We start from the raw sequence: 24686 nt of genomic DNA on the forward strand, positions 1-24686 counted from the left end.
GAGGCATCGATGGGCGTGATGAACGCGGCATGCGTACTCAGCTCATGACGCGTTGTCACAAAGAAATCGCCAGGGCTTCACGGCCGATTGATCGCATGCGGGGCTATTGTCCTCCTGAGCCTCTCGCTGACGTCCCCCACGTTCTGCGTCGACTTCCCTCTCCGCTTCAGCGCCCGTCCGGGCGCCGTTGGCGTCCGTCTGCCTGAACACTTCCGAGATCATCGCCATGGCCCGCGTCGTCCAGTCCGCTTCACCCGTTGCGACGCCTCCCGGTGCACCTGTACCCATCGGGACCCGCCGGGGCCACTCACAGCCGTTGAAGTTGCCGGAACTGGTACAGCGCGTGCTGTTTGTCGCGACCGAAATGGCCGACTTCGTCAAGGCGGGAGGCCTGGGCGATGTGGCCGCGGCCCTGCCACGCGCGGTGCGCGGCGCGTGTGATTCGCGCGTGCTGCTTCCCGGCTACCCGGAGGTGCTGCAGCGCCTGCCGCAGCTGCGGGCGGTGGGGCAGGTCAGCCAAAGAGCCGGCCTGCCTGCGTGCACCATCGGCATGGCGGTGCAGGCCGACGGCCTGCCGATCTACGTGCTGCTCTCGCCTGAGCTGTATGAGCGGGAAGGCTCGCCCTACGTGGATGGGCAGGGACAGGAGTGGAAGGACAACGCGGTTCGCTTCGCCACGCTGTCACACGCGGCTGCGGAGATTGCGGCCGGGCGTGCCGGGCTGGACTGGTCACCGCAGCTGCTGCACCTGAATGACTGGCCGGTGGCCATGGCCGCCGCCTACGTGCGTTGGGACCGGACGGCCGTGCCGACGCTGCTGACGATCCACAACCTGGCCTACCAGGGCCTGTTCCCGTATGCGCTTGCGCCGGTGCTGGGCGTACCGGCCGCGCACCTGGATGAACTGCACTTCCACGGACAGATGTCATTCCTGCAGGGCGGCATCACCAATGCCACGCGGCTGAACACAGTCAGCCTGCGCTATGCACAGCAGATCACCGCCCCGGATGATGGATGCGGACTGCATGACCTGCTGGCCCGGCGCGCCGCCGGCGGTCACCTGAGCGGCATCGTCAACGGCATCGACGCCAGCTGGGATCCGCGACGCGACATCCACCTCAAGGCGCACTTCGGCATCGGCGAATGGACCGGACGCGCGACCAACGCACATGCGGTGCGCAGGGCGTTCGGCCTGGCGCCCTCGACCGGCCCGCTGTTCGCGGTGGTTTCCCGCCTGGTGCACCAGAAGGGGCTGGACATCACCTGTGACGTGGCGCCACAGATCGTCGCGGCCGGGGGGCAGCTGGTCGTCATCGGCGGCGGCGAGCCGCAGGTGGAAGCACAGGTGCAGGCGCTGGCCCGGCGCTACCCGGGGCGGGTGGGCGCATTCATCGGGTTCGAGGAAGCGCTGGCGCGCCAGATGTTCGCCGGCGCCGACTTCCTGCTGATGCCTTCGCGTTTTGAACCCTGCGGGCTCAGCCAGATGTACGCGCAGCGCTTCGGCTGCCTGCCGGTCGCGCATGCGACGGGCGGGCTGGTGGACACCGTCGAGGATGGCGTGACCGGTTTCCTGTTCCACGGTGCCAATGCCGATGGCCTGCGCCGTTGCGTGGAGCGGGCGATGCGCACCTTCCGTCTGCCAGGCCTGCTGCAGGCCATGCGCCGCGCCGCCATGCTGCGGCCGGGCGGCTGGGATGCGGCCGGGCGAGCCTATCTGGCGCTGTACCAGCAGACCTGCCAGGTGGCCGCATGAGCCACGACAGCGCGCATCTGGCCGCCCTCGAGGACGACACTACCGCTGACACAGCACTGGATCACCGCATCGCGCCGGCGCTGGAGGACCTCGTCCATGCCCGCCCGGCAGATGCATTTGCCTGGCTGGGCCCGCACCGCCAGCGCGAGGGTGAACGGCGGTTGCGCGTGCTGGTGCCGCACGCGCAGCGCGTCGAGGTGATCGGAGAAGACGGGCGACGCTGGGATCTGCACCCGGGCCCCTTGCCCGGCCTGTTCGAGGGCGCCGCCGGTGAAGCGGCGGTGCCGCTGCTTGCCCTGCATTTCGAGCAGGGTGTGGAGCAGGTGCACGATGCCTATGCCTTCGGCCCGCTGCTGGACGAAGCGCTGCTGCAACGCTTCCATGCCGGTGATGCCGATGCGGCGCGCCAGCTGGGCGCGGTCCCGATGCAGGTGCAGGGGATCGCCGGCGTGAGGTTCGCGGTGTGGGCGCCCAATGCGCGGCGGGTCGCCGTGGTCGGCGATTTCAACGGATGGGATGGCCGACGCCATCCGATGCGGCTGCGCCATGCGGCTGGCGTGTGGGAACTGTTCCTGCCCGGCGTGCAGGCCGGTGCCCGCTACAAGTTCCGCATTGTCGGGGCTGATGGCCAGGTGATGCCCGACAAGTTCGACCCGATGGCGCGCTGGGCCGAACTGCCACCGGCCACCGCCTCACGCGTGCCTTCGGCGGCGCCGATGCAGTGGCATGACGAGGGTTGGAGGGCGGCCCGGCGCCAGACGGGCGCCGGCGCGCCGCTGTCCATCTACGAGGTACATGCGGGCTCCTGGCAGCGCGGCGATGATGGCGCACCGCTGGACTGGGATGCGCTGGCCGACCGGCTGATTCCGTACGTGGCCGGACTCGGCTTCACCCACATCGAACTGCTGCCGGTCAGCGAGCATCCCTTCGGCGGTTCCTGGGGCTATCAGCCGCTGGGGATCTACGCACCGACGGCACGCCATGGGACGCCGCACGCCTTCGCGCGCTTCGTGGATCGCTGTCACCAGGCCGGAGTGGGGGTGATCGTGGACTGGGTGAGCGCACACTTCCCCAACGACGCGCATGGCCTGGCCGGTTTCGACGGAACCGCGTTGTACGAGCATGCCGACCCGCGCGAAGGGGTGCACGCCGACTGGGACACGCTGATCTACAACTATGGCCGCAACGAAGTGGCCGCTTACCTGATCGGTAGTGCCTTGGAGTGGGTGGAGCGGTTCCACATCGACGGACTGCGCGTGGACGCAGTGGCGTCCATGCTGTACCGGGATTACAGCCGTGCTGACGGTGAGTGGATACCCAACGAGCAGGGCGGGCGAGAGAACCTGCAGGCGGTCGCCTTCCTGAGGCGGATGAACCAGACCCTGCGTGAGCGCTTCCCGGACGTGTTGGTGATTGCCGAGGAATCCACCGCGTGGCCGGGGGTGACCGCGCCGGTGGAGGAGGGCGGGCTTGGCTTCACCCACAAATGGAACATGGGCTGGATGCACGACACCCTGCAGTACCTGGGGCGCGATCCTGTCCATCGCCAGCATCACCACAGCGAGATCAGCTTCGGCCTGGTCTACGCCTTCTCCGAACGCTTCGTGCTTCCGCTGTCGCATGACGAGGTGGTGCATGGCAAGGGCGCGCTGCTGGCCAAGATGGCAGGCGAACCGGCGCAGCGGCTGGCCCAGCTTCGTGCGTATTACGGCTTCATGTGGGCGCACCCGGGCAGCAAACTGCTGTTCATGGGCGGCGAGTTCGGCCAGGGACATGAGTGGTCGCACGATGCAGCACTGGACTGGGAACAGGCGACCAGCAGTGAGGGCCGGGGCCTGTCGCGTCTGGTGGGCGACCTCAATGCCGTGCTCCGCTCCGAACCCGCGCTGCATCGTGACGAGCGCGATGAACGCGGTTTCGACTGGAGCGTGGCCGATGACAGCCGCAACAGCGTGTATGCCTTCATCCGCCGGGATTCTGCCGGCAGCGGCCGCACCCTGCTGGTGGTGAGCAACTTCACCCCGGTGCTGCGCGAGGGTTACCGGGTCGGTGTGCCGCAACCGGGGCGCTGGACGGAACGCCTCAACACCGACAGCGCGCATTACAACGGCGGCAATGCGGGCAACCTCGGAGCGGTGCAGACCGAGCCAAGGCCGATGCATGGCCACGCCCAGTCGCTGCGGCTGACCCTGCCGCCGCTGTCCACGCTGTACCTGCAGGTTGATGCATGACCACAGCGTCCCCGCGTCTGGGCGCTTGGCGTGCGGCCGGTGAGGGGGTGGAGTTCCGTGTGTGGGCGCCGGACGCAGACACGATGACGCTGTGCCTGCAGGGTGCGCTGCGGCCGATGCAACGCGAGCCGGACGGTTGCCACTGGCTGCGGACACAGGCATCGCATGGCGACCGGTACCGGTTCCGCCTCCCTTCAGGCCAGGACGTGCCAGATCCGGCCTCGCGCTGGCAGCCGGACGGCATCGATGGCGACAGCGCCGTGGTGCTGGACACCGGCAGGGCGCAGGCCACGTGGCAGGGGCCTGCCTGGCAGGACCTGGTCATCTGTGAAGTGCACATCGAGGCAGGCGGCGGCCTCGCTGCACTGACCGCGCAGCTGCCGATGCTGGCCGCAACGGGCATCACCGCCATCGAGCTGATGCCGGTTGCGCAGTTTCCCGGCAGGCGCAACTGGGGCTACGACGGTGTGTTCCCCTACGCACCGGCCCATGTCTACGGCGGGCCGGCAGCGCTGAAGGCCTTCATCGACGCGGCGCATGATGCCGGACTGTCGGTGCTGCTGGATGTGGTCTACAACCACTTCGGACCGCAGGGCAACCCTCTGCGTGACTACGCGCGGGCGTTCTTCCGTGACGATCGCAGCACCCCCTGGGGTGAGGCGATCGACTTCCGCCAGCCCTGGGTGCGGCGCTTCTTCATCGACAATGCGCTGATGTGGTTGCGCGACTATGGCTTCGATGGGCTGCGCCTGGACGCGGTACACGCCATCGACGATGACCGCTTCCTGCAGCAGCTGGCCGATGAGGTGCGCGCGGAGGTGCCGCACGCGCACCTGGTGCTGGAGAACGAACGCAACCAGGCGCGGTGGCTGCGCGGTGCCTATCAGGGGCAATGGAACGACGACTTCCACAACGCGCTGCACGTGATGCTGACCGGCGAGCAGGAAGGCTATTACGCGGCCTACGCCGGTCGCGCCGACGCGCTGCTGGCCCGCTGCCTGACAGAAGGATTCGCCTGGCAGGGTGAACCTGACCTGGGCGGCCATCCCCGCGGCGAACCCAGCAGCGACCTGTCGCCCGCGCGTTTCGTTGTATTCGCGCAGAACCACGACCAGGTGGGCAATCGTGCCTTCGGCGAGCGCCTGTCGATGCTGGTGGACCCGGCGCGGCTGCGCGCGGCGCTGGCGCTGACCCTGCTGACGCCGATGATCCCGCTGCTGTTCATGGGTGAACCGTGGCAGGCGCGGTCGCCGTTCCTGTTCTTCACCGACTATGCGCCGCCGCTGGACGAGGCGGTGCGCGAGGGGCGTCGCCGCGAGTTTTCCGGCTTCAGTGCCTTCGCCGATGCCGCCTCGCGTGCGCGTGTTCCGGACCCGAACGATCCGGCCACCCTGCAGGTCTCGTACACGCCGCCGCCCGGCGATGATCCCTGGTCGCAGCAATGGCTGCGTTGCACAGGCGGGTTTTTGGCCCTGCGCAGACGCTATCTGCAGCCCGGCCTGCTGCAGGCCCGGTCGCTGGGTGCGCGGGTGCTTGGCGAGGGGGCGGTGCAGGCGGGTTGGCAGCTGCCATCGGGCCAATGGTGGATCGCGATCAATGTGGGCCCACGGCCCGTGGCGCATGCGATGCCGGCCGGCGAGCGCGTTGTGGGTCCCGACGTTGCCGGTGTGCTGCCGGCAGGTGGCAGTGTTGTTGCGTGCTGGGTGGCGGCATGAGGACGGATATATCGGTTCGGGACGCCGCACGCCGGGCAGGTCTCCTGGAGCGCTGGACCGACGTGGCCGGCGTCGAGCGCGAAGTCGCGCCGGACGTGCTTCGCGCGGTGCTGGAAGGGCTGCACTGCGATGGTGCGCCGGTGCGCGCCCGCTTGCTCACCGCCTGCTGTGGCCAGGTACTGGTGATGCCGGAGGCGACGGGGGCGGCGTGCTGGGTGGATGAACAGGGGCGCGAGCTGCCAGCACGACCTGATGCGCAGGGGCGCTGGCGAGTTCCGGATCAACCGGGCTATTGGCAGTGGCGCCGGGGCGGGCGGCAACAGGCGGTCGCGGTGGCGCCGCCGCGAGCCTGGTGGCCACCGCGCATGCTGCGCGGTTGGGGGCTGTCGGCGCAGGTCTACAGTCTGCGCGCCCGCGGCGATGCAGGTATCGGTGACAGCGCCGGCTGCACACGGTGGCGTGAGCTGCTGCAGCGGCATGGAGGCGATGCACTGGCGTTGAGTCCGCTGCACGCCGGCTTGCCACCCGGCCCGGGCTACAGCCCCTATTCGCCCAGTGACCGGCGTTGGCTAGATCCGCTGCAGGTATCCCTTTCGCAGGTACTGCCGGAAGCCGCCGACAGCGTGCTGGGCCAGGACGAGGCACTGGCGATGGCAATTGATGCCGCCACCGCTGCACGCCGCATCGACTGGCCGCACTCGGCGGCATTGAAGTGGCGCTGGCTGCGACAGGTGCGCCACTGGCTGCGGCAGCAGGCACCGGCACAGTGCGAGCAGATCGAGACCTGGTGCGATGCGCAGGGCGAACCGCTGCTGCGCTATTGCCAGCATGCCGCCGACGGGATCACCGGGAGCGCCGACGACCATGCATTTTCGCAGTGGCTGGCGCAGCAGGGCTGGGTGCAGGTGCACGCGGCGCTGCGCAGTGATGGCGCGTCGATCGGATTGATTGCCGATCTGGCCGTGGGCTGTGCACCGCAGGGCGTCGAGGCACGCACCGGTGGCGCCGATCTGCTGCAGGGGCTTGAACTGGGTGCGCCGCCGGATGCGTTCAATCCGCTCGGCCAGGCCTGGGGCATCACCAGCTGGTCACCGTTGGCGTTGCACCGCGAGGGCTTTGCACCGTTCATCCGCGTACTGCGCGCCGTGATGGCCGGCCGCGGTGGCCTGCGCATCGACCACATCCTCGGCCTGCAGCGGCTGTGGGTGTTGCCTCACGGCGCTGGCGCCGGGCAGGGCGTGTACCTGCGCTATCCATTCGATGACCTGATCAATCTGCTGGTGCTGGAATCGTGGCGGCATCGCTGCGTGCTGATCGGTGAAGACCTGGGGGTGGTGCCGCCGGGCATCCGCCAGCGGCTGGCAGCCCGGGGCATCCTGGGCATCGAGGTGCTGCCGTTCGCCCGCAACGGCGAGCGCTTCCTGCCGGCGCCGCGGTGGCGCCGCGATGCGGTGGCCATGCCGTCCACCCACGACCTGCCACCACTGGCCGGCTGGCTGCGCGGGCGCGACCTGCGCTGGCGTGCCCGCCTGGGTGAGCTGGAGGACCTGCCGGCGGCACTGCGCGCGCGCGCGCGGGACGTGCAGGCGCTGGCCGCAGTCTGCGGTGGTGGCGGCGCGACCGTGGAGGACGGAGCGCTGTCACTGGTTGCCCATGCAGCGTCGCGGCTGGCGCTGCTGCCACTGGAAGATGTGCTGGGCAGCCGTGCACAGGTGAACCTGCCAGGCACCGTCAGCGGCCATCCGAACTGGCGACGGCGGTTGCCGCTGGCGTGGGACGGTGCCGCCGCCGATGCGCGGCTGGCGCGCCTGAGCAGCACGCGCCGCAGGACGGGACCATGACGAGGTCGCGTGCCACCGCGCGCCTGCAGTTGCACGCAGGCTTTGACCTGGAAGCGGCCGCAGCGCAGGTGCCGTATTACGCCGCACTGGGCGTCAGTCACCTTTACCTGTCGCCGATCGCGACTGCGGTGCCGGGGTCCACACATGGCTACGATGGCATCGACCCGGCCAGCATCAATCCGCAGCTGGGCGGCGAAGCGGCCTTCCGCCAGCTGGCCACCGCGGCGCGCTCACACGGCCTGGGTCTGATCCTGGACATCGTGCCCAACCATCTGGCGGCATCCCCGCACAGCCACTGGTGGAGCGATGTGCTGATGCACGGGCGTCGAAGCCGCCATGCGGGTTGGTTCGATATCGACTGGGAGGCGCCGGGCTGCGAAGGCCGGCTATGGTTGCCGGTGCTGGACCGGCCACTGCACGACGCCGTGCGCGACGGCGTACTGCGGGTCGGGCTGGACGATGAGCGGCCAGGGTTGCGCCATCATGGGCGGGTCCTGCCGTTGTCGCCGCGCAGTCATCCCCTGGACGCCACGCAGTGGCCGGCGTGGGCCGAACGCTGCAACCGCAGCGTCGAACGGTTGCAGGCACTGCTGCAGCGGCAGCACTACCGGCTGGCGTGGTGGCGCACGGCAGGCGATCAGGTGAACTACCGGCGCTTCTTCGATATCAACGAACTGGCCGCGCTGCGGGTGGAGCGCGACGAGGTGTTCGAAGCGGTGCATGCGCTACCGTTGCGGCTGGTGCGTGAGGGCTGGGTGGATGGCCTGCGCATCGACCATGTGGACGGACTGTCGTCGCCGGGCGCCTATCTGCAGCGCCTGCGCGAAGCGATCAACGCTGCCTGCGCGGCCGGGAGCCGTGATCCGGAGGCGGTGACTTTGCACGTCGAGAAGATACTGGCCGAGGGCGAGCAGCTGCCCGAGGGGTGGGCCTGCGACGGGACCACCGGCTATGACTTCATGGACCAGGCTGGCGCGTGGCTGCACGATCCGGCAGCGGCGCCCGCGCTCTCACGCGCCTGGCAGGCGGCGAGCGGCGACACGCGCGATTTTGACCAGATACAGCAGGACGCGCGCGGGATGCTGCTGCGCCAGTCGCTTCACACCGACTTCCAGCGCCTGCTGCGCAGTGCGCAGCAGGTTCTGCAGCCCCGGCTGGCCGAGGCCGACATCGGTACGGCCGCCCTGGCGCGCGCGCTGGCCGCGCTGCTGCGGCACTACCGCACCTATCGCCCGTATTCGCTGCGTGACGCCGGTGAGCGGAAGGCATTGGTCGCCGCTGCTGCCGCCGCGCGAGCCGCGCTGGACGGTGCCGGACGGGCGGCACTGGACCTGCTGCTGCAGGCACTTCCCGGCCAGCCACCGGCTGAAAGCGAGCTGCGCGTGCGCTTCGGGCAGCTGGCCGCGCCGTTGAACGCCAAGTCGGTGGAGGATACCGGCTTCTATCGTTACTTCAGACTGCTCTCACGCAACGAAGTCGGCAGTGATCCGCAGCGGCTGGGCATGCAGGGACGCGAGCTGCTGCAGCATGCAGCGCGGCGCCTGCGACGCCATCCCGAGGCACTGCTTGCGCTGGCGACCCACGATCACAAGCGGGGCAGCGACAGCCGGGCGCGGCTGGCGGTGCTCAGCACCTGCACGGCGGAGTGGCGGGATGCTGTACGGCGCTGGAGCCGGATGGCCGCCAAGGCCGGCATGCCGCTGCCGTTGCCGGGCGCCGAGGCGTATGCGCTGTGGCAGGCGCTGGTGGCGGCGTGGCCGATGCAGGGCGCCCCCGGTGCCGACTTCGCATCGAGGATGGCGGACTGGCTGACCAAGGCCCTGCGCGAGGGCAAACGGATCAGCAACTGGTCCGATCCCGATGTGGCAGTGGAGGACGCCGCCGTGCAGTGGCTGCACGCGCTGCTGGAGGGAGCACCCTTGCTGCCGGTGCGCGAGGCGCTGGCGGCCTTCGTGGCCCGCATCGCTCCGGCGGGCGCCTGCAATGGATTGGCACAGCTGTGCCTGCAGCACTGCCTGCCCGGTGTGCCTGACCTCTATCAAGGCGGCGAAGGCTGGGACCTGAGCCTGGTGGACCCGGACAACCGCCGGGCCGTGGACTATCCGGCGCGGCAGGCATGGCTGCGGGACACGCGCTCCTGGCCCGCGCTGCTGCAGGACTGGCGGGACGGCGGCATCAAGGCATTCCTGCTGCGGCAGCTGCTGGATTGCCGCCGCAGGCACCCGCACCTTTTCCTGTACGGCGAGCTGCAGCCGCTGTCCGCGCCTGCGCGCTCGCCCTGGCTGGCGTTCGTGCGCAGCCACCAGACGCAGGTACTGCTGGTGATCGTGCAGCGTGGCTCGCCCATCGCCATGCCCGGGCCCGGCCTGAACGTTGTGCGTGACGTCGCCACCGGCCCAACGCTGCGCGGGCTTCCGGCAGGACGCATGCGCAACCTCCTGGACGGACGCATCGAACATTTCAATGAAACCGCGGATGCAGCACGGCTTCTGGCTGGCAGCCCGCTGGCGGTATGGATCAACGAGGAGACGGGTAGGGATGGACAGCAGGGAACGACGGCAGCGGATTGAGGCATTGGCTCACCAGATATGGGAAGCGGAAGGGCGCCCGGACGACCAGCAGCAGCGGCACTGGCACATGGCCGAGCGGCTGGTGGAGGCCGAGATTGCCGCGGCGCGCGGCGAGGAGGGCAGCGATGGCGAGCCGTAAGTGGGCACAGACCTCGCGCGTGCGCGAAGGCCGGCCCTTCCCGCTGGGTGCAACCTGGGACGGGCTGGGCGTGAACTTCGCGCTGTACTCGCGGCATGCCACCCGGGTCGAACTCTGCCTGTTCGACGCGCGCAACCGCGAGGTCGAACGCATCGCGCTGCCCGAGTACACCAATGAGATCTGGCACGGCTATCTGCCCGATGTAAGGCCCGGGCAGCGCTACGGTTACCGGGTGCACGGTCCGTATGCGCCGGAGGAAGGGCATCGCTTCAATCCCAACAAGCTGCTGCTGGACCCTTACGCCAAGCAGATCGTCGGCGAGCTGAAGTGGGCGCCCCACCTGTTCGGCTACACCCTGGGCCATCGCGATGGCGATCTCAGTTTCGACCGCCGCGACAGCGCCAGCTACATGCCACGCTGCGCCGTGATCGATCCGGCCTTCAGCTGGGGTGTCGAGCGTGCACCCGAAACGGCCTGGGACAGGACCGTGATCTACGAAGCGCACGTGCGCGGGTTGACCATGCAGCATCCTGATGTCCCGCAGGCCGAGCGCGGCACCTTCTCTGCACTGCGGCATGATGCGGTGGTGGATCACCTGAGCCATCTGGGTGTGACCGCCATCGAGCTGCTGCCCGTGCACGCCTACGTGGACGACCAGCAGCTGCTCGAGCGTGGGCTGCGCAACTACTGGGGGTACAACACCATCGGCTTCTTCGCCCCACAGCCGCGTTACCTGTCGACGGGCACCGTGGCCGAGTTCAAGCAGATGGTCGCGCGGCTGCACAATGCCGGCATCGAAGTGATCCTGGACGTGGTCTACAACCACACCGCCGAGGGCAACGAGCTGGGCCCCACGCTGTCGTTCAAGGGCATCGACAATGCCAGCTACTACCGATTGGCCGATGATCGCCGCTATTACATCAACGATACCGGCACCGGCAACACGTTCGACCTGACCAATGCCGGCGCGCTGCGCATGGTAATGGACTCGCTGCGCTACTGGGTGACCGAGATGCGGGTGGACGGTTTCCGCTTCGACCTGGCGACCATTCTTGGCCGTGAGCGCCATGGCTTCGACGCCTCGGGCAGCTTCCTCGATGCGGTACGCCAGGACCCGGTCCTGAGCCAGGTGAAGCTGATCGCCGAGCCCTGGGACATCGGCCCGGGCGGCTACCAGCTGGGCCAGTTCCCGCCGGGTTGGGCGGAATGGAACGACCGCTTCCGCGATACAGTGCGCGCGCTGTGGCGTGGCGATGGCGGGCAGCTGCCGGAGTTCGCCACCCGTTTCACCGGCTCGGCCGACCTGTTCGAACACCACGGCAGGCGGCCGTCGGCCAGCATCAACCTGGTAACGGCACACGACGGGTTCACCCTGCACGATCTGGTGAGCTACAACGACCGCCACAACGAGGCCAACGGCGAGGACAACCGCGATGGCCATTCGCACAATCTTTCCAGCAACCACGGTGTGGAGGGCGACACCGATGATCCGGCGATCCTCTCGTTGCGTGCACGGCAGATGCGCAACCTGCTGGCCACGCTGCTGCTGTCGCAGGGCACGCCCATGCTGCTGGCCGGCGACGAGTTCGGCCATTCGCAGCAGGGCAACAACAACGCGTACTGCCAGGACAACCCGCTGAGCTGGATCGACTGGGAGCGTGCCTCGCAGCCGGCGGCGCAGGCGCAGGTGGCATTCGTGCGGCGTGCACTATCGCTGCGCCGGCGCTATGGCCTGCTGCGCAGGAACCGGTTCCTGCGCGGCGAATACGATGAAGCGCTGGGCCTGCGCGATATCGACTGGCGGCATCCGGACGGCCGCAGCATGGAGGAGGCGGACTGGCACGACCCCGAACTGCGCGCGCTGCTGATTGTGCTGGACGGTCGAAGCCCCGACAGCGGCCTGCGTGAGCCCGGGCGGCATGTCAGCCTCGCCCTGCTGTTGAATGCCGGAGACCAGCCGCAGCGGTTCCGCGTATCGGATCAGGCGCTGTCGTTCCGGCGCGTACTGCTGCAGACCGACGAGGCGCCGCTGGAGCAGGACGGCACCGGCGACTGGACCCTGCCGCCGCGCAGCCTGTGCCTGCTCGCGGCCAGCAGCGCCTGATTGCAGCGCGCCCGCTCGGCGCGAAGACCGATCGGCAGCGCCGGGTCCCGCCCGGCCTGCCGTGAATCAGCCCAGCAGATGGCGCAGCAACCCGGCCGAGACCACGCCGATCAGCACGGTCGGCAGCATCGACAGCCGGGTGGCGGCCAGCAGGGTGATGGCCAGCGCAGGCAGATCGGCGGGCTTGTCGGCGACGAAATCCGGGGCGATCACCGAGATCAGCACGCAGCCCGGCGCGGCCTCCATGACCGTCACCGCACGCTTGCCGAGGGTGCGGTTGCGCAGGGCCAGGAAGCCGATGATGCGGGTGAGGTAGGTAACGGCTGCCATCAGCACGATGGTGAGCAGCGAGCTCCACTGGATCATGCCGCGTCCTCCGCCAGCAGCCAGGCGGCCACCAGCCCGGCCAGCGCACCGCTGGCGACGTACCAGGCGCCCGGAACCAGCAGATGGGTGCCTGCGGCCACCAGCAGGCTGACCAGCCAGGGCCGCGCTGCGCGCAGGCCCTGCCACATGCCACGCAGCAGCACCAGGAACACCGCGGGGAAGGCCATGTCGAATCCATAGGCATGGATGTCGCCCAGCAGCGGGCCGGCGATCGCCCCCAGCGTCGTGCAGGTCACCCAGACCCCATACAGGCCGGCCGAGGTGCCCAGGTAGTAGGCGAGGCTGAAACCGTGCATGCGCCGCCGCGCGTCGGCGACACCCAGGGCCCAGCTTTCGTCGCACATGAAGAACAACGCCGGCAGCGTGCGACGGCGTGGCAGGTGCTGCAGCAGCGGTGCCAGGCTGGCCCCCATCAACAGATGGCGGCTGTTGACCAGCGCGGTGATCGCTACGATGAGCGCGATGTGCGGAGGTGACGTCCACAGCTCGACGGCGGCGAACTCCGAGCCACCGGCGAAGTTGAGCCCGGTCATGAGCGGTACTTCAAGCGCCGACAGGCCCTTCTGCGCAGCCTGTGCACCGAGCACCAGGGCGAAGGGAACAAAACCGATCATCACCGGCACGGCAGCGCGCAGGCCGCGCAGGAATTCGGCGCGGGGCGTGACGTGGCAGGGGGCGTCAGGCGGAAGGAGGGAGCGTGGGGCGTCCATGTGGCGGAAGCGAGTGAGGGGTGCTTCATCCTAGCGGCGACGGCACGAAATCGGGTTGCGTTGATGCCATTCAATTGAGAATGTTGCGCATCTGATGCGGCAGATGGCCATGAGGGTGAAATCCAATGCAATCTCAACTCGATAACCTTGATCGCCGGATTCTCGAGGCGCTGCAGGTCGATGGTCGTCTGCAGAACCTGGAGCTGGCCAGGCAGGTCGGTCTTTCGCCGTCGGCCTGCCTGCGCCGGGTCCGCCTGCTGGAGGAGGGCGGCTACATCGACCGCTACGTGGCGCTGCTGAACGAGACCAAGGTTGGACGGGGCTTCACCGTATTCGTGCGGGTCTGGCTGCGTGGGCAGGACGAGGACACCACCAACCACTTCATAAACAGCATCAAGTCCCTGCCGGAAGTGCTTGAATGTCATCTGATGGCAGGCGATTGCGATTTTCTGCTGCGGGTGGCCGTGGCCGACCTGGATGCGTATCGCCAGTTCCAGATCCGGCATCTGAACAGGATCGCCGGGGTGCAGAACACCAAGACCGAGATCCCGATGCAGCGGATCAAGCAGACCACCCGGCTGCCGCTTTGAGGCCACGCCGCGCCGGCCCCCGGTGCGGTGGTCATCGCAATGACATCTGCCCCCGGTAGGGTCTGACCCCGCTTGCCGGGCGCGCGCGGGCGACCTCCCGGTCGTGCCGCCTGCCTCCGTCACAGCTGCGGTCGCTGCCGAGGGTCATGTGTTCAACGTCAGGGGGCTGGATGGACGCCACGCGGTCAGAACATGGAGAGTGGCCATCGCTGCGTGGCTGCTGCTGGCCTTCGTCGCCACGGCCGAGGACGACGTCCGTGCCTACGACATCCCGGCGCAGCCGCTGGAACAGGCAGTCGAGCGCTTCAGCGTCAGCAGCGGGTGGTCGGTGATGTACGCCGGCGAACTCGCTGCCGGTCGGCGCAGTTACCCGCTGCACGCCAGCCTGCCGCCGCTGCAGGCGCTGCAGACCCTGCTGCAGGAGACCGGCGTCGAAGCCGAGGTGATCGGCGCGCAGCGCGTGGTGCTTCGGCTGGGCGCGCAACCCGAACGCGCAGCCGGTACCGTCGGCCTGCTGCCGGAATCCGAGCGCAGCCGTCGTTTTGGCGGGCTGCAGCAGCGGCTGCGCGACGCGTTCTGTGACGACCCCCTGCTCGCACCGGGCCGCTACGCGGCGACGCTGCGTTTCCGCATCACCGCCGAGGGCCATGTCGACGAAGCCGAACTGCTCGTCGGCAGCGGCGACGCCCGTCGCGATCGGCGCCTGTTGCTTGCCATCGGCAGGCTGGCGCCGTCCATCGACGCCGCCGCGTTGCCGCAGCCGGTGACGCTGCAGATCCAGCCCTCCCGTGCCGACCACGACTGCGGCCGGCGGCAGCCCCTTCCATGATTTCAAGGATTCGAACATGAGCAACGGAACGGCCGGGGCGGTGGACCTGATGGATCACCTGCTGGGGGCCTACGATGAACTCAAGCGCCGGCTGGTGCGCAAGCTGGGCTCGGAAGAGCTGGCAGGCGATGCGCTGCAGGACACCTGGATGCGCCTGAGCGCACGTCGCGACCGGCTGGACCCGGTGCAGAATCCGGCGGCCTATCTGCTGCGGATGGCGATGAACACCGTGATCGATCGGCAGCGCGCCGACCATCGCCTGCTCAGCCTGGAAGAAGTGGACGCACTGATGGAGATGGCCGATCCGGGCCCCGGTCCGGCTCAGGCTGCGGAGCTTGATCGTGCCCTCGAAGACATGGTCGGCCTGCTGCACCGCATGCCCGAACGCCGCCGCCGGATCCTGCTGGCGATCCGCGTGGACGGCCTGCAGCAGCGGGACGTGGCCGAGCAGCTGGGCGTGTCGCTGCGGCTGGTGCAGCGCGAACTGAAAGCGGCCCAGGACTATCTGGCCGAGCGCAGCGGGCAGGACCGGCAGGTGCGGTTCTGACCGGCGGCGTCCGTCTACACTTTGACGCCGAGCAGATCCCCGCAGCGTGCGGGCATGGCTGGACTGCGCATGGACCCTGATGATCGCCCGCACCGCACGCTCGACGCCGTGGAGCGCCAGGCCCACGCCTGGGTGGTGCGTCTGACGTCGGGCGAGGCCACGGCAGCCGACGGACGCAGGTTCCGCCAATGGTGCGCGACCGATTCGCGTCACCGCGAAGCGTTTGCCCGTGCGCGGCGGCAATGGGAGCAGGTGCGCGTGGCCGGTGAGCAGGTCCCGGCTGCGGCGCGCCAGCCGCAGGCACCGGGCCTGGCACGGCGATGGAGCCGGCGTGCATTCCTGGGGGCGGCCATCGCCGCCCCCGCCAGCCTCGCCGTGGTGGCAGCGATCCGTCCACCGTTGGGGCTGTGGCCGTCGGTGAGTGCGATGGCGGCCGACTTCCATACCGGCACCGGCGAGCGCCTCCAGCTTGCGCTGACGCCGCAGTTGACGCTGGAGCTGGATACGCAGAGCAGTCTGCGGCGCCGGATGGGTGCGGGTGGCGAGGGTTACGAGCTGGTGCAGGGGCAGGCGGCATTCGAGACCGCTGCGGGTTCACGCCTCGCACTGTACGCGGGGCCGGGCTGTGTGATCGCCGATGAGGACGCAGCCCGGCTGGACGTGCGCAATACCGGGGGACACGTCCGGGTGACGTGCCTGCGCGGCAGCGCCCGCATCGAGCACCCGCAGGGCCGGCTGCGGCTGCAGGCCGGACAGCAGACCCGCTACGACGAACGCCTGAGCGGCGTGGTGGCCGAGGCCGTGGCCGGCGAGGTCAGCGCCTGGACCGAAGGCATGCTGGTGTTCCGCCGCGCGCCGTTGCGCGAGGTGGTGGACGAGATCAATCGCTATCGCCGCGGCAGGGTCCTGCTCGGTGACGGCGCACAGGCGCGTGCGCCGGTCAGCGGTCGCTTCCGCATCGATGACCCGGACGCGGCGCTGGAACAGCTGCGGTTGACGCTGTCGTTGGAGCTGCGTCGCTTCCCGGGCGGTATCGCCGTCCTGGGGTAGAGTCCCCGGCCACGCGCGTCGCGTGGCTGCCGCATGCAAGGAGAAGCCAAGGAATGCGCAACGAGACCATCGGTGTGCTCGACCTGCGACGCAACCTGTCCGCATTGCTGGAGACCACGCAGCGGCGTCCATTGACGGTGCATCGCTATGGATCGCCCTGGGTCTGCGTGGTCTCCGATCCGCAGTGGCAGGAACAGTCCGTGCTGCTGGACTTCGACCCGCAGGGCCATCCGCTGGCTGCCCTGCTGAGGTTGCAGCAGGCGCTGTCGCTGCCGGAGAAGGGCAGCGTATCACCGGCAATGGCGGCCCGCGGTCTGCTGCTGATGGCGATGCATGGCATACAGGGCCTGCCACAGTTGCACGATCAGGTGATCCATCACCGCTTGTGGCACTGGTTCGTGGCCGGTGCGGTGATTGCGATGGACGGATGGCAGTTGCCGGCACTGCGCCAGGCCACGGCCGCGTTGCTGGCCGACGCGGACGCGGCCGGGTTGCTGTCCGCATTTGCCCGACGTCCCGACGTGATGGTGCTGGCACGACAATGCGGCGGCATCGCTCCGTTGCTGGATGCCGATGCCTGCAGGCGCATGACGTCGCTGTGACAGAGCGGCTGAAGCGCAACGCACGGCACATCACGCGCAACGCGCTGTCGCTTCATCGACCCTGCTGACGTCTTCTCCAGAGTACGGCGCATCCGCGTCGTGGAGCGCAGGCAGCGTCGATGGCGGAACGTCGCAGGATCAGCATGCTCGAGCTGGATCGCCACCTGAGCCGGTCGCTGGAACAGGCCCGGCACGCGCCGCTGTGCGTACAGCGCTACGGGCATCCGTGGGTCTGGGTGCTTTCCAGCGACGCCTGGGCGGACGCCGCGCGATGGGCGGCGCTGGACGTCGAGGCGCATCCGCTGCTGGCGCTGCGCCGCGCAACCGATGCGCAACTGCCGGCGTGGCCGGAGGCAGCCATCGCGACGCTGCCCCTGGACATGGACGATGTCCGCATGCTGCAGCGTGCCGTTCTGCTGCTGTGGGTGCAGGCACTGGACAGCGCGCAACGGGTACACGATGACCTGCGCCATCACCAGGTGTACCGCCGCTTCGTCGGCTTCGGCCGTGGCAGCGCCTGGTCGCCGACGCAATGCGTGCGGATCCTGCAGGCCAGTCGCCACCCGCTGCTGCGTCGCTGCGTGGAAGGCGCGTTGGCGGCGGTACCTGCAACGCTGCTGCAGTCGGCTGGCGTGCCGCCGGCGGGCGCCAGCGCAGACAGGGTGGAGAAGCAGCGAATTGCAGGTGGATGTTTATCGTACTGACACATGCGCCGCTGACCATGGTGCAGCGGTCCCTTCCAGGATGACGAGGGCGGAACAATGGCAAGACAGCTTCGTGGTGGCAGGGCCCGGCAGCACGGTTTCAGCCTGATCGAGATCATGGTGGTGGTGGTGATCATCGGCATTCTTGCCGCACTGATCGTGCCGCGCCTGATGGATCGTCCCGATCAGGCGCGGGTGGTGGCGGCACGCCAGGACATCGCCGCACTGATGCAGGCGCTGAAGCTCTATCGCCTGGACAATGGCCGCTACCCCAGCACCGAGCAGGGATTGCAGGCGTTGGTGGCGCCGCCCCAGAGCAGCGGCGCGATGCCGACAACCCCCTATCTGGACCGCCTGCCGAACGACCCGTGGGGGCATCCGTACCAGTACCAGAACCCGGGCGCGCACGGCGACATCGACGTGTTCTCCCTTGGCGCGGACAGCAAGGCCGGAGGTGATGCCGGCAATGCGGACATCGGCTCCTGGCAGCTGTGAGGTCCACCGATGTCGCCTCCGATGGCAGCCTTTCCGTGTCGTCGCCAGCAGGGCATGGCGGTGATCGTCGCGATGCTGGTGGTCGCACTGGTGGCGGTGATCGCGACCGCGCTGCTGACCCGCCAGGCCGCGCAGCTGCGTGCGCTGCGTGGCGACCAGCTGCGGGCGCAGGTACGCATGGCCGTGGATGCCGCGCTGGAGCGCGCGGGGCAGCAGCTTCGTGAAGACGCGCGCGAGCAGCTGACCACCGTGCGCGACGGTCGCTGGGCACGGCCGGTGCAGCTGGATGCGCCGCTGCCGGTGCGCCTGCAGATGGTGGACGCGCAGTCGCTGTTCAACCTGCGCAACCTGTTGTCGCAGGGCCAACCGGATGCGCAGGCGCGGCAGGCCTTCGTGGCGCTGTGCGTGGAGCAGGGGGTGTCTGCGGCCGCATGCAGCGGTGCCGCGGACCACATCCAGGCACGGCTGCGCGACGGTGATCGCGCCGCGCAGGCGCCCCTGCCGCGCGAAGCCCTGATCGGGCAGGCGCTGGCCGGTGCCGAGCCACGCGCCGTCCGGGCGTTGTCCCGGCGCACGGTGGTGTTGCCGGCGCAGACGCTGGTCAACGCCAATACGACTGACCTGGCCGTGCTGCAGGCGGTTGCACCCGGCGCTGATCCGGGCCGGCTGCGGGCGCTGGTGGACGAGCGCGATGGCGGCCGCTGGCTGCTCAACCGCGGTGATATCGCCAACCGCCTGCAGGTGAGCAGCGAGCAGATGTCGGTGATGCCGCTGGGCATCCACAGTGAATGGTTCCTGGCGGTCGGACAGGTCCAGGCAGACGACCGCGATGTCGATTTCCGCGCGTTGATCTGGCGTGAGTACCGCGATGACAGCGTGCGCGTGCAGCGTGTATGGACGAGGATCGGCGCATGAGCGTGCAGCTGCGGGTGCGCCTGCCGGCGCTGGATCGACTGCAGGCCGACAGCCGGGTGGAGTGGGCGCAACTGCAACGCGGTGACGTGGCGGCGCATGGCTGCGAGGCGCTATCGGCGCTGGGACAGCGCCATCCGCAGGCACAGGTGCACGCCTGCCTCGATCCGCATGACCTGATCCTGCTGGAACTGCAGCTGCCGCCGCTGTCAGGTCGCCGGCTGCAGGCCGCGCTGCAGGGCGAGGTGGAGGCGATGCTGCTGGACGACCTGCAGGATGTTGCGCTGGCCAATGGGCCGCAGGCGGCTGACGGGACCGTGCCGGTGGCATGGCTGGGCCAGCAGGCCGTGGCCCAGGCGCAGCAGCTGCTGGCGTCGTGCGGCCTGAGCCTGCAGGGGCTGTACCCGACGCCGCTGCTGCTGCCGTGGACGGAGGGGCGGGCCACGCTGGAGGCGAAGGGCGAGCACCTGCTGGTACGCAGCGGGCGCGACCGCGGCTTCGTGCAGTGGAGTGGCGGGCGCGACGTGGCAGGCGTGCTGCAGGCAACCTCCCTGCGCCTGCAGCAGGCCGGCGTGCAGGCCGTGCAATGGGTGCATGCGGTGCCCTCGGGTTGGCCCGGACACCTGCAGACCAGCACAGTGGCCGCGGGCAGCGAGGCCAGCGGCCCGCTGCCGGCATGGGCACTACCGCTGCAGCGCGGCGGACGACGCCTGCCACGAGTGGCGATCGGGCTGGCACTGGCGGCCGGGGTGCTCGCCGCGACGGGCCTGCAGTTGCAGGTCTCGCGCTGGCGCGGCGAAGGTGAGGCGTTGCAGCGGGAAATGACGCGGCAGTTCAGCGCGCAGTATCCGGAAATCACCGAGGTACTGGATCCGGTCCTGCAGGCACGGCGTGCGTTGGCCGCACCGGTGCAGACGGCTCCACTGCCGCGGATACAGCAACAGGTCGCGCTGGCATTGCAGGCGGTTCCGGAGCTGGCCGGCCGCGTTCGCGGCATGGACTACACGCCCGGCGCGCTTGAACTGGAACTGGACGCCGATGCGCAGGCGCTGGCCGATGATGCGCAGCATCTGGAAAGATGGCAGCAGGCGGCGCAGGCGCAGGGCCTGCAGCTGGTCCGCCAGGGCGGTGGCCGCCTGCGGCTGAGCACCGGGGGCAGCCGATGAGGGTGCGGACTGCGTGGATGGAAGGCGGCATCGCGGCGCTGTCGCAGTGCTGGCGGCGCCTGCAGCTACGCGAGCGCGTCATGCTGACGACGATGGTGGGTGCACTGCTGGCCGCTGCGCTGTGGGCATTCTGGCTGGAGCCCCTGCTGAAGCAGCGCAGCTACTGGCAGGTTGAGCTGCCGCGCCTGCAGGCACAGATGCGGGCACTGGCGCCCTTGCTGGACGCGCGCGAGCGCCAGCGCCTGGCCCGGGAGCAGCGGCCGACACTGGCCAGCCTGCGTTCGCGGATCGCCGCCGCCGGCCTTGCCGATGGGGTGCGGGTCGACGCGCGCGATGGACGCTGGCACCTGCAGGTGCAGTCGGTGCCCGCCGATGTGCTCTGGAACTGGCTCCTGCCGCTGCTGGCCGACCCGACCATCGAACTGCAACGACTGCAACTGCAACGCACAGGGGACGCGGATATGCCGGCGGCACGCATTTCAGGAAGCATCGTGATGAAGGCCGTTGCGGGTGAGCTTCGATGAGGTCGATGCACGGTCTTGCCTGTGGCGCGGTGCTGGCTCTGGTCGTGGGGATGGTCCACCTGCCCGCGCCGGTATGGGCGCAGGATGCCAGCGACGAGCCGGTGCAGTTGAATCTGGTGGATACCGATATCGGTGGCGTGCTGCGGATGGCAGCGCGTTTCACCGGCCGCCAGTTCCTGATCGATCCACGTGTGACCGGCAAGATGACGGTGGTGTCGGATGGTCCTGTCAGTCGCGCGCAGGCCTATCAGCTTCTGCTCGGCGCACTGCGCATGCGTGGCTTCGCCGTGGTCGAGAACGGTGGCATCAGCCGGGTCGTGCCACAGGCCGATGCCAAGCTGCTGGGCGGCCGGGTAGGCGGCGGAGCGGCAGGCGGAGAGGTCGCCACACGGACCTTCGCGCTGCGTTACGAGAATGCGGCCGCACTGGTCGCGGTGCTGCGGCCGATGATCAGTCCGGACAACCCGATCACGGCCAACGCGGGCAACAATACGCTGGTCATCACCGACTATGCCGACAATCTGGAACGCATCGCGCGGGTGATCGCCAGTGTGGACACCCCGGCTGGCATGGACACCGACGTGGTCAAGCTGCAGCAGGGGATCGCCGTGGATGTGGCCGCGATGGTCGCACCGTTGCTGGATGCGCAGGGCGCCGAGCCGGGCCAGAAGGTGATGGTGATGGCCGATCCGCGCAGCAACAGCGTGCTGCTGCGCTCCAGCAGCCCGGGGCGCACGCGGTTGGCACGCCAGCTGGTGGAGAAGCTGGACCGGGCACAGGACGAGTCCGGCAACCTGCATGTGGTCTATCTGCGCAATGCACAGGCCACGCAGCTGGCGGGCGTGCTGCGTGGCGTGGTGGCCGGGCAGAGCGACGCGCAGGCGATGGGCAGCAGCGAGGGCATCACGCCGCTGCCTGGCGGGTCCGCTCGCAGCGCGCCGACGCAGCCGCAGCCGCAGCAGGCCGGGGCCACGGGCAATGCGCTGCCGTCGCAGCGGCTCGATCCGGACCGGCGCGACCCCGCTGATGCCGGCAGCAGTGGCTTCAGCCAGAACGGCATCTCCGTACAGGCCGATGTCGCTACCAACACGCTGCTGATCTCGGCGCCGGAGCCGGTGTACCGCAACCTGCGTCGGGTGATCGACCAGCTCGACCAGCGGCGCGCGCAGGTGCTGGTGGAAAGCCTGATCGTGGAAGTCAACCAGACCGATGCCGCTGAACTGGGGGTGCAGTGGATGCTGGGCAATGGCCGTACGTTCGCAGGCACCCACTTCGGTGGTGCGACCGGCGGCAGCGGCCTCAATGGCACCGCGCGCACCACGCTGGACGTGCTGCCGCGCGATGGACTCAACGTGGGCGTGATCGATGGCACCATCACGCTGCCGGGCGTGGGCCAGATCCTCAACATGAAGGCACTGGCCAACGCGCTGCAGAGCAAGGGCGGTGCCAACATCCTGTCCACGCCGAACCTGATGACGCTGGATAACGAGGCCGCCAGCATCATGGTCGGCCAGACCGTTCCATTCGTCAGCGGCCGCTATGTCACCGACGGCGGAGGTGGCAGCAACAATCCGTTCCAGACCATCGAGCGCGAGGACATCGGCCTGAAGCTGCGGGTACGCCCGCAGATCTCCGAAGGCGGGACGGTGAAGCTGGACATCTATCAGGAAGTGAGCAGCATCGACGGGCAGAGCTCCAGCAGCGAGGGCATCATCACCAACAAGCGGGCACTGGACACCAGCGTGCTGCTCGACGACGGCCAGATCATGGTGCTGGGCGGCCTGCTCGAGGACAGCGTCAGCCACGGTCGCGACGCGGTGCCGGGCCTGGGCCGGATTCCGGTACTGGGCGCGTTGTTCCGCAGCGACACGCGCAGGCGCGCCAAGACCAACCTGATGGTGTTCCTGCGACCGCACGTGGTGCGTGACCCGGCGGCCGGCCAGCGCCTGACCCGCGATCGCTACGACTACATGCGCAACGCCCAGGCCGGTGCACAGCCGGTGCAGAGCTGGGCATTGCCGGCGCTGTCGGCGCCGCAGCTGCCGCCACAGGACCTGGGTACGCTCGGCCAGGGCAACGCGCGCGACGGCCAGGGGCGACCATTGCAGAACACCAGTCTGGCCGCCCTGTACCCGACCGGCGAGGGCACCGCGCAACATGTGCAGTTCGCGCAGGGCCTGGACCCCGCACGCGCCGCGCAGGCGGTGGCGCAGGTGCGGGCATTGGGGCTGCAGGCGTACGCAGAAGCCACACCCGGCGCAGCGGGTCAGCGCCTGCGGGTGCGACTGCCACGCGATCCGGCACAGCTGGACCCGGCCCTGCAGCAGCTGCGGGGCTTGGGATACACCCCGGAGCTGGTGATCGGGCCGTGACCGTGGCCAACGATCTGCGATCACTGCCGTATGCCTGGGTGCGCAGCCACGGTGTGCTGCTGGCCGACACGGATGATGGGCCGGTCCTGCTGGGTACCGCCGAGACGCCGGCCTGGGCTGTCGCCGAGCTTCGCCGCCGGCATGGACCCCTGCCGTTCCAGCAACTGGACAGTGCGGCCTGGCAGCAGCGGCTGGGCGAACAGTATCGTGACGGCGGCGACGCCGCGGCGGTCGTCGGCGCGGCGGAGAGCGAAGTCGACCTTGACCGGCTGATGCAGGACATGCCGGAGATCACCGACCTGCTGGATGCACAGGATGACGCGCCGGTGATCCGCATGATCAATGCGCTGCTGGCACAGGCCGCGCGCGATGGCGCCAGCGACCTGCACATCGAGCCGTTCGAGACCCATTCGGTGGTCCGCTACCGTGTCGATGGCACGCTGCGCGACATGGTGCAGCCGCGGCGCGCCCTGCATGCCGCCCTGGTGTCGCGCATCAAGATCATGGCGCACCTGGATATTGCCGAGAAGCGCCTGCCACAGGACGGGCGCATCGCCCTCCGCGTAGGCGGCCGGCCGCTGGACATCCGCGTGTCCACCGTGCCGACCGGGCACGGCGAGCGCGCGGTGCTGCGCCTGCTGGAGAAGGATGCCGGCCGGCTGCAGCTGCAGCGCCTTGGCATGGCCGACGACACCCTGGCCACGTTCACCGGCCTGATCCGCCAGCCACACGGCATCGTGCTGGTCACCGGCCCGACCGGCAGTGGCAAGACCACCTCGCTGTACGCAGCGCTCGGCCAGCTCGACAGCAGCACCAGCAACATCCTCACCGTGGAGGATCCCGTGGAGTACGACTTCGCGGGCATCGGCCAGATCCAGGTCAATGCGCGTATCGGGATGACCTTCGGCACCGCGCTGCGCGCGATCCTGCGCCAGGACCCGGACACCATCATGATCGGTGAGATCCGCGACCTGGAAACCGCGCAGATCGCCGTGCAGTCGTCACTGACGGGTCATGGCGTGCTGGCCTCGCTGCATACCAACGATGCGATCTCGGCAGTGACCCGGCTGGCAGACATGGGGGTGGAGCCGTTCCTGCTGGCGTCTTCGCTGCGCGGTGTGCTGGCACAGCGGCTGGTAAGGCGCCTGTGCATGCAGTGCCGGCGCGCGGAGGTCGACGCCGACGGTCGCACGGTGTGGCGGGCAGTGGGCTGCGCAGCCTGCGCACACAGCGGCTACCGCGGGCGAACCGGCATCCATGAGCTGTTCGTGGTCGATGATCGGGTGCGCGCGCTGATCCATGAAGGGCAGGGCGAGCCCGCGCTGCGCCAGGCGGCTCGGGCCGCCGGCATGCGCAGCCTGCGCGAGGACGGCCAGCGTTGGGTCGACAGCGGCCTGACCACGCTGGAGGAAATCCTGCGCGTCAGCGGCGACGGTTGACGCGAC

Annotated in this window: 21 protein-coding genes; 19 read left to right on the forward strand and 2 right to left on the reverse strand. The window is 69.3% G+C overall.

Going from position 1 to position 24686, the window contains the following annotated elements; translation table 11 throughout:
* Nucleotides 1–226 precede the first annotated feature (226 nt).
* Genes glgA through glgX form a run of 7 tightly spaced genes read left to right on the forward strand, consistent with a single transcriptional unit; the run spans nucleotide 227 to nucleotide 12353 of the window.
* Nucleotides 227–1753 (forward strand): glycogen synthase GlgA, encoded by a 1527-nt coding sequence (gene glgA / locus ACVOME_RS01740; protein ID WP_164152872.1) that lies wholly within the window; start codon nucleotides 227–229, stop codon nucleotides 1751–1753.
* Nucleotides 1750–3984 carry a 1,4-alpha-glucan branching enzyme gene (locus ACVOME_RS01745; protein ID WP_481504638.1) on the forward strand — a complete coding sequence of 745 codons (2235 nt, stop codon included), beginning with the start codon at nucleotides 1750–1752 and terminating at the stop codon, nucleotides 3982–3984. The genes glgA and ACVOME_RS01745 overlap by 4 nt, the downstream gene beginning before the upstream one ends.
* Nucleotides 3981–5699: a malto-oligosyltrehalose trehalohydrolase gene (gene treZ, locus ACVOME_RS01750; RefSeq protein ID WP_481504639.1), complete on the forward strand. Its 1719-nt coding sequence runs from the start codon at nucleotides 3981–3983 to the stop codon at nucleotides 5697–5699. Before ACVOME_RS01745 ends, treZ begins: the two co-directional genes overlap by 4 nt.
* Nucleotides 5696–7540: a 4-alpha-glucanotransferase gene (locus ACVOME_RS01755; protein WP_481504640.1), complete on the forward strand. Its 1845-nt coding sequence runs from the start codon at nucleotides 5696–5698 to the stop codon at nucleotides 7538–7540. The genes treZ and ACVOME_RS01755 overlap by 4 nt, the downstream gene beginning before the upstream one ends.
* The gene (gene treY, locus ACVOME_RS01760) at nucleotides 7537–10110 is read left to right on the forward strand and encodes a malto-oligosyltrehalose synthase (RefSeq protein WP_481504641.1); all 2574 of its coding nucleotides are present in this window, start codon (nucleotides 7537–7539) and stop codon (nucleotides 10108–10110) included. The genes ACVOME_RS01755 and treY overlap by 4 nt, the downstream gene beginning before the upstream one ends.
* Nucleotides 10079–10249 carry a DUF2934 domain-containing protein gene (locus ACVOME_RS01765; RefSeq protein WP_080375226.1) on the forward strand — a complete coding sequence of 57 codons (171 nt, stop codon included), beginning with the start codon at nucleotides 10079–10081 and terminating at the stop codon, nucleotides 10247–10249. Before treY ends, ACVOME_RS01765 begins: the two co-directional genes overlap by 32 nt.
* The gene (glgX, locus tag ACVOME_RS01770; protein ID WP_197571115.1) at nucleotides 10236–12353 is read left to right on the forward strand and encodes a glycogen debranching protein GlgX; all 2118 of its coding nucleotides are present in this window, start codon (nucleotides 10236–10238) and stop codon (nucleotides 12351–12353) included. Before ACVOME_RS01765 ends, glgX begins: the two co-directional genes overlap by 14 nt.
* Before the next feature lie 66 nt (nucleotides 12354–12419).
* Here the strand turns inward: glgX and ACVOME_RS01775 are convergent, their stop codons facing one another.
* Nucleotides 12420–12719 (reverse strand): AzlD family protein, encoded by a 300-nt coding sequence (locus ACVOME_RS01775; RefSeq protein WP_481504642.1) that lies wholly within the window; start codon nucleotides 12717–12719, stop codon nucleotides 12420–12422.
* Nucleotides 12716–13450 carry an AzlC family ABC transporter permease gene (locus ACVOME_RS01780; protein ID WP_460255764.1) on the reverse strand — a complete coding sequence of 245 codons (735 nt, stop codon included), beginning with the start codon at nucleotides 13448–13450 and terminating at the stop codon, nucleotides 12716–12718. The genes ACVOME_RS01775 and ACVOME_RS01780 overlap by 4 nt, the downstream gene beginning before the upstream one ends.
* 125 nt (nucleotides 13451–13575) lie before the next feature.
* On the opposite strand from ACVOME_RS01780, the gene ACVOME_RS01785 reads away from it, so the two are divergent.
* From ACVOME_RS01785 to gspE, 12 genes are all read left to right on the forward strand, one after another.
* Entirely contained in the window at nucleotides 13576–14040 is a 465-nt protein-coding gene (locus tag ACVOME_RS01785) for an Lrp/AsnC family transcriptional regulator (protein WP_128988259.1), read from the forward strand.
* 148 nt (nucleotides 14041–14188) lie between these two features.
* The gene (locus tag ACVOME_RS01790) at nucleotides 14189–14869 is read left to right on the forward strand and encodes an STN domain-containing protein (RefSeq protein WP_481504658.1); all 681 of its coding nucleotides are present in this window, start codon (nucleotides 14189–14191) and stop codon (nucleotides 14867–14869) included.
* 16 nt (nucleotides 14870–14885) lie between these two features.
* On the forward strand, nucleotides 14886–15416 hold the full coding sequence (locus tag ACVOME_RS01795) for an RNA polymerase sigma factor (protein ID WP_053516348.1): 531 nt from the start codon (nucleotides 14886–14888) through the stop codon (nucleotides 15414–15416).
* Between the two features lie 69 nt (nucleotides 15417–15485).
* The gene (locus tag ACVOME_RS01800) at nucleotides 15486–16466 is read left to right on the forward strand and encodes a DUF4880 domain-containing protein (RefSeq protein ID WP_476343098.1); all 981 of its coding nucleotides are present in this window, start codon (nucleotides 15486–15488) and stop codon (nucleotides 16464–16466) included.
* 53 nt (nucleotides 16467–16519) lie between these two features.
* Nucleotides 16520–17068: a hypothetical protein gene (locus tag ACVOME_RS01805; protein ID WP_180875265.1), complete on the forward strand. Its 549-nt coding sequence runs from the start codon at nucleotides 16520–16522 to the stop codon at nucleotides 17066–17068.
* A gap of 143 nt (nucleotides 17069–17211) precedes the next feature.
* Nucleotides 17212–17772, forward strand: a complete 561-nt coding sequence (locus ACVOME_RS01810) for a hypothetical protein (protein WP_481504643.1) — start codon at nucleotides 17212–17214, stop codon at nucleotides 17770–17772.
* A gap of 57 nt (nucleotides 17773–17829) precedes the next feature.
* Nucleotides 17830–18267 carry a type II secretion system major pseudopilin GspG gene (gene gspG / locus ACVOME_RS01815; protein ID WP_065176116.1) on the forward strand — a complete coding sequence of 146 codons (438 nt, stop codon included), beginning with the start codon at nucleotides 17830–17832 and terminating at the stop codon, nucleotides 18265–18267.
* Nucleotides 18268–18321: 54 nt separating this feature from the next.
* Nucleotides 18322–19182 (forward strand): type II secretion system minor pseudopilin GspK, encoded by an 861-nt coding sequence (gspK, locus tag ACVOME_RS01820; RefSeq protein WP_481504659.1) that lies wholly within the window; start codon nucleotides 18322–18324, stop codon nucleotides 19180–19182.
* Nucleotides 19179–20345 carry a type II secretion system protein GspL gene (gspL, locus tag ACVOME_RS01825; protein WP_164152856.1) on the forward strand — a complete coding sequence of 389 codons (1167 nt, stop codon included), beginning with the start codon at nucleotides 19179–19181 and terminating at the stop codon, nucleotides 20343–20345. Before gspK ends, gspL begins: the two co-directional genes overlap by 4 nt.
* A complete protein-coding gene (gene gspM, locus ACVOME_RS01830) occupies nucleotides 20342–20869 on the forward strand; it encodes a type II secretion system protein GspM (RefSeq protein ID WP_253161711.1) in 528 nt (175 codons plus the stop codon). Before gspL ends, gspM begins: the two co-directional genes overlap by 4 nt.
* On the forward strand, nucleotides 20866–23241 hold the full coding sequence (gene gspD, locus ACVOME_RS01835) for a type II secretion system secretin GspD (RefSeq protein WP_481504644.1): 2376 nt from the start codon (nucleotides 20866–20868) through the stop codon (nucleotides 23239–23241). Before gspM ends, gspD begins: the two co-directional genes overlap by 4 nt.
* 2 nt (nucleotides 23242–23243) lie before the next feature.
* A complete protein-coding gene (gene gspE, locus ACVOME_RS01840) occupies nucleotides 23244–24680 on the forward strand; it encodes a type II secretion system ATPase GspE (protein ID WP_053516322.1) in 1437 nt (478 codons plus the stop codon).
* The last annotated feature ends 6 nt before the right edge of the window (nucleotides 24681–24686 follow it).

The sequence above is a fragment of the Stenotrophomonas sp. STEN008 genome, assembly GCF_056760435.1.

What these genes read in the sequence shown, in the direction of transcription:
- glgA (WP_164152872.1), top strand. Translation starts at nt 227, where the DNA reads ATGGCCCGCGTCGTCCAGTCCGCTTCACCCGTTGCGACGCCTCCCGGT.
- ACVOME_RS01745 (WP_481504638.1), top strand. Translation starts at nt 1,750, where the DNA reads ATGAGCCACGACAGCGCGCATCTGGCCGCCCTCGAGGACGACACTACC.
- treZ (WP_481504639.1), top strand. Translation starts at nt 3,981, where the DNA reads ATGACCACAGCGTCCCCGCGTCTGGGCGCTTGGCGTGCGGCCGGTGAG.
- ACVOME_RS01755 (WP_481504640.1), top strand. Translation starts at nt 5,696, where the DNA reads ATGAGGACGGATATATCGGTTCGGGACGCCGCACGCCGGGCAGGTCTC.
- treY (WP_481504641.1), top strand. Translation starts at nt 7,537, where the DNA reads ATGACGAGGTCGCGTGCCACCGCGCGCCTGCAGTTGCACGCAGGCTTT.
- ACVOME_RS01765 (WP_080375226.1), top strand. Translation starts at nt 10,079, where the DNA reads ATGGACAGCAGGGAACGACGGCAGCGGATTGAGGCATTGGCTCACCAG.
- glgX (WP_197571115.1), top strand. Translation starts at nt 10,236, where the DNA reads ATGGCGAGCCGTAAGTGGGCACAGACCTCGCGCGTGCGCGAAGGCCGG.
- ACVOME_RS01775 (WP_481504642.1), bottom strand. Translation starts at nt 12,719, where the DNA reads ATGATCCAGTGGAGCTCGCTGCTCACCATCGTGCTGATGGCAGCCGTT.
- ACVOME_RS01780 (WP_460255764.1), bottom strand. Translation starts at nt 13,450, where the DNA reads ATGGACGCCCCACGCTCCCTCCTTCCGCCTGACGCCCCCTGCCACGTC.
- ACVOME_RS01785 (WP_128988259.1), top strand. Translation starts at nt 13,576, where the DNA reads ATGCAATCTCAACTCGATAACCTTGATCGCCGGATTCTCGAGGCGCTG.
- ACVOME_RS01795 (WP_053516348.1), top strand. Translation starts at nt 14,886, where the DNA reads ATGAGCAACGGAACGGCCGGGGCGGTGGACCTGATGGATCACCTGCTG.
- ACVOME_RS01800 (WP_476343098.1), top strand. Translation starts at nt 15,486, where the DNA reads ATGGACCCTGATGATCGCCCGCACCGCACGCTCGACGCCGTGGAGCGC.
- ACVOME_RS01805 (WP_180875265.1), top strand. Translation starts at nt 16,520, where the DNA reads ATGCGCAACGAGACCATCGGTGTGCTCGACCTGCGACGCAACCTGTCC.
- ACVOME_RS01810 (WP_481504643.1), top strand. Translation starts at nt 17,212, where the DNA reads ATGCTCGAGCTGGATCGCCACCTGAGCCGGTCGCTGGAACAGGCCCGG.
- gspG (WP_065176116.1), top strand. Translation starts at nt 17,830, where the DNA reads ATGGCAAGACAGCTTCGTGGTGGCAGGGCCCGGCAGCACGGTTTCAGC.
- gspK (WP_481504659.1), top strand. Translation starts at nt 18,322, where the DNA reads ATGGCGGTGATCGTCGCGATGCTGGTGGTCGCACTGGTGGCGGTGATC.
- gspL (WP_164152856.1), top strand. Translation starts at nt 19,179, where the DNA reads ATGAGCGTGCAGCTGCGGGTGCGCCTGCCGGCGCTGGATCGACTGCAG.
- gspM (WP_253161711.1), top strand. Translation starts at nt 20,342, where the DNA reads ATGAGGGTGCGGACTGCGTGGATGGAAGGCGGCATCGCGGCGCTGTCG.
- gspD (WP_481504644.1), top strand. Translation starts at nt 20,866, where the DNA reads ATGAGGTCGATGCACGGTCTTGCCTGTGGCGCGGTGCTGGCTCTGGTC.